At 65.9% G+C, this 3,790-nt stretch carries 2 protein-coding genes and 1 pseudogene; all 3 read left to right on the top strand.

Annotation, left to right across the window (positions count from 1 at the left end):
• On the top strand, nucleotides 1-356 hold a 356-nt coding region (locus tag MMB92_RS35040), incomplete at its 5' end, for an HlyD family secretion protein (RefSeq protein ID WP_277563265.1).
• 15 nt (nucleotides 357-371) lie between these two features.
• The gene (locus MMB92_RS35035) at nucleotides 372-3,563 is read left to right on the top strand and encodes an efflux RND transporter permease subunit (RefSeq protein WP_006497829.1); all 3,192 of its coding nucleotides are present in this window, start codon (nucleotides 372-374) and stop codon (nucleotides 3,561-3,563) included.
• Nucleotides 3,564-3,565: 2 nt separating this feature from the next.
• Nucleotides 3,566-3,790 (top strand): annotated as a pseudogene (locus MMB92_RS35030) (multidrug transporter); the annotation flags it as partial.

Raw genomic sequence — 3,790 nt, 5'->3', positions numbered from 1 at the left:
TCGAGGAAGGCGTGAACGAGAACGCGTTCCTGGTGCCGCAGATCGGCGTCACGCACGACCAGAAGGGCCAGGCGATCGCGATGGTGGTGAACGCCAGCAACAAGGTCGAGCCGCGTCCGCTGAAGACTACCGGCATGCAAGGCCAGAACTGGGTCGTCGAAGGCGGTCTGCAGGCGGGCGATCACGTGATCGTGCAAGGCGTCGACAAGGTGCGCCCGGGCGCGACCGTGAAGACCGTCCCCGCGCAGCTCGCCCCGGCGCCGGACGCCGCCTCCGCCACATCGGCCGGCGCCGCGCCGGCGACTACCGCGGCCAGCGCCGCAGCGAGTTCGGCCGCCGCGTCGAGCGCGCAATAACAGGGAGTCCGTTTCATGGCCAAGTTCTTTATCGATCGCCCGATCTTCGCGTGGGTGATCGCGATCGTGCTGATGCTGGCCGGCGTCGCATCGATCTTCAAGATGCCGATCGCGCAGTACCCGACGATCGCACCGCCGACGATCCAGATCCAGGCGAACTATCCGGGCGCTTCCGCGAAGACGGTGGAAGACACGGTCACGCAGGTGATCGAGCAGCAGATGAGCGGTCTCGACAACTTCCTGTACATGTCGTCGACGAGTGACGACTCGGGCAACGCAACGATCACGCTGACGTTCTCGCCGGGCACGAATCCGGACGTCGCGCAGGTGCAGGTGCAGAACAAGCTGTCGCTCGCGACGCCGAACCTGCCGCAGGTCGTGCAGCAGCTCGGCATGCAGGTCACGAAGTCGAGCAGCAACTGGCTGATGTGGTTCGCGTTCAACTCCGAGGACGGCCGGATGTCGAAGGAGGACCTGACGAACTACGTGGCTTCGCACGTGCTCGATCCGCTGAGCCGCGTGAACGGCGTCGGCCAGACGCTGCTGCTCGGTTCGCAGTTCTCGATGCGGATCTGGCTCGACCCCGTCAAGCTGACCAACTACAGCCTCACGCCGACCGACGTGACGGCCGCGATCACGCAGCAGAACGTGCAGATCGCGGGCGGCCAGATCGGCGGCACGCCGGCGAAGCCGGGCACCGTGCTGCAGGCGACGATCACCGAATCGACGCTGCTGCGCACGCCCGAGCAGTTCGGCAACATCCTGCTGAAGGTCAACCAGGATGGCTCGCAGGTCCGCCTGAAGGACGTCGGCCGCGCGGCGCTGGGTTCGGAGAACTACACGTTCGACACGAAGTACATGGGGCAGCCGACGGCCGGCCTCGGCATCCAGCTCGCGACCGGCGCGAACGCGCTGGCGACCGCGAACGCGCTGCGGGCCAAGATCGACGAGCTGTCGAAGTACTTCCCGCACGGTCTCGTCGTGCACTACCCGTACGACACGACGCCGTTCGTGCGCCTGTCGATCGAGGAAGTGGTCAAGACGCTGATCGAGGGCATCGTGCTGGTGTTCCTCGTGATGTACCTGTTCCTGCAGAACCTGCGCGCGACGATCATCCCGACGATCGCGGTGCCGGTCGTGCTGCTCGGTACGTTCGCGATCATGGGCCTCGCCGGTTTCTCGATCAACACGCTGTCGATGTTCGGCCTCGTGCTCGCGATCGGCCTGCTGGTCGACGATGCGATCGTGGTGGTCGAGAACGTCGAGCGCGTGATGGCGGAAGAAGGGCTGTCACCGAAGGAGGCGACCCGCAAGGCGATGAGCCAGATCACCGGCGCACTCGTCGGCGTGGCGCTCGTGCTGTCGGCGGTGTTCGTGCCGGTGGCGTTCTCCGGCGGCTCGGTCGGCGCGATCTATCGGCAGTTCTCGCTGACGATCGTGTCGGCGATGGTGCTGTCCGTGCTGGTCGCATTGGTCCTGACGCCGGCGCTGTGCGCGACGATCCTCAAGCCGATCCCGCAGGGGCATCACGAAGAGAAGAAGGGTTTCTTCGGCTGGTTCAACCGGACTTTCGATCGCAGCCGCGATCGCTACACGAGCGGCGTGAACCACGTGATCCGGCGCTCGGGCCGCTGGCTCGTGATCTACCTCGCCGTGTTCCTCGCGGTCGGCGTGATGTTCGCGCGTCTGCCGAAGTCGTTCCTGCCCGACGAGGATCAGGGCTACATGTTCATGATCGTGCAGACGCCGTCCGGCTCCACGCAGGAAACGACCGGCAAGACGCTCGACAACATCAACACGTACCTGACCACCGCCGAGAAGGATGTGGTCGACTCGGTGTTCACGGTCAACGGCTTCAGCTTCGCGGGCCGCGGCCAGAACGCGGGCCTCGTGTTCGTGAAGCTGAAACCGTACGAGCATCGCCAGCGTTCGGACCAGAAGGTGCAGGCGCTGATCGGCCGGACCTTCGCGCACTATTCGACGTACAAGGACGCGATGGTGATTCCGTTCAACCCGCCGTCGATTCCGGAACTCGGTACGGCTGCCGGCTTCGACTTCGAGCTGACGGACAACGCCGGTCTCGGCCACGATGCGCTGATGGCCGCGCGCGGCCAGTTGCTCGGGATGGCCGCGAAGGATCCGGCGCTCGCGCTGGTGCGCCCGAACGGCCTGAACGATACGCCGCAGTACAAGGTCGACATCGACCGCGAGAAGGCGAATGCGCTCGGCGTGACGGCCGCGGCGATCGACCAGACGTTCTCGATCGCATGGGCGTCGCAGTACGTGAACAACTTCCTCGACACCGACGGCCGGATCAAGAAGGTGTACGTACAGTCGGACGCGCCGTTCCGGATGACGCCGGAAGACATGAACATCTGGTACGTGCGCAACAGCGCGGGCGGGATGGTGCCGTTCAGCGCATTCTCGACCGGCCACTGGATCTACGGTTCGCCGAAGCTCGAGCGTTACAACGGGGTGTCGTCGATCGAAATCCAGGGGCAGGCCGCGGAAGGCAAATCGACCGGCCAGGCGATGGCCGCGATGGAAGCGCTCGCGAGCAAGCTGCCGGAAGGCATCGGCTACTCGTGGACGGGCCTGTCGTTCCAGGAAATCCAGTCCGGCTCGCAGGCGCCGATCCTGTACGCGATCTCGATCCTCGTCGTCTTCCTGTGTCTCGCGGCGCTGTATGAAAGCTGGTCGATCCCGTTCTCGGTGATCATGGTTGTGCCGCTCGGCGTGGTCGGCGCGCTGCTCGCGACGATGCTGCGCGGCCTCGAGAACGACGTGTTCTTCCAGGTCGGCCTGCTGACCACCGTGGGCTTGTCCGCGAAGAACGCGATCCTGATCGTCGAGTTCGCGCGCGAGCTGCAGGCGGGCGGGAACATGGGGCCGGTGCGCGCGGCGATCGAGGCGGCGCGCCTGCGGCTGCGCCCGATCCTGATGACGTCGCTCGCGTTCATGCTGGGCGTGCTGCCGCTCGCGATCAGCAACGGCGCGGGGTCGGCGAGCCAGCATGCGATCGGCACCGGCGTGATCGGCGGGATGATCACGGCGACGTTCCTCGCCATTTTCATGATCCCGATGTTCTTCGTGCGGGTTCGCGCGATCTTCAGCGGCGAGACGGAAAACGTCGACGACGCATGGCGTCTCGTGCAGGGCGACCTGCAGCGCGGTCACGACGACGCACACGATTCGAAGGGGCAGTAACGATGCAAAAACATGCTTTGACTGCAACCGCGGTCGCACTGGCTGCCGCGCTCTTTGCCACGGGCTGCACGATGGCGCCGCATTACAAGCGGCCCGACGTACCCGTCGCGCAGGCGTACCCGGCCGGCGGCGTCTACGCGACGCAGCCGGGCGCGGCCGGCGCGCGCAGCGCGAATGGCCAGGCGGCGACTGCCATCGGCTGGCGCGAGTTCTTCGTCGATCCGCGC

This window comes from Burkholderia sp. IO2 (assembly GCF_029522185.1).
Taxonomy (GTDB): domain Bacteria; phylum Pseudomonadota; class Gammaproteobacteria; order Burkholderiales; family Burkholderiaceae; genus Burkholderia; species Burkholderia cenocepacia.
The sequence above is the reverse complement of the archived record's forward strand: the minus strand, read 5'-3'. Positions and strand labels throughout refer to the sequence as shown.

Bases quoted from the DNA above. Each gene is read 5' to 3' on its own strand.
- MMB92_RS35035 (WP_006497829.1), top strand. From the start codon at position 372: ATGGCCAAGTTCTTTATCGATCGCCCGATCTTCGCGTGGGTGATCGCG.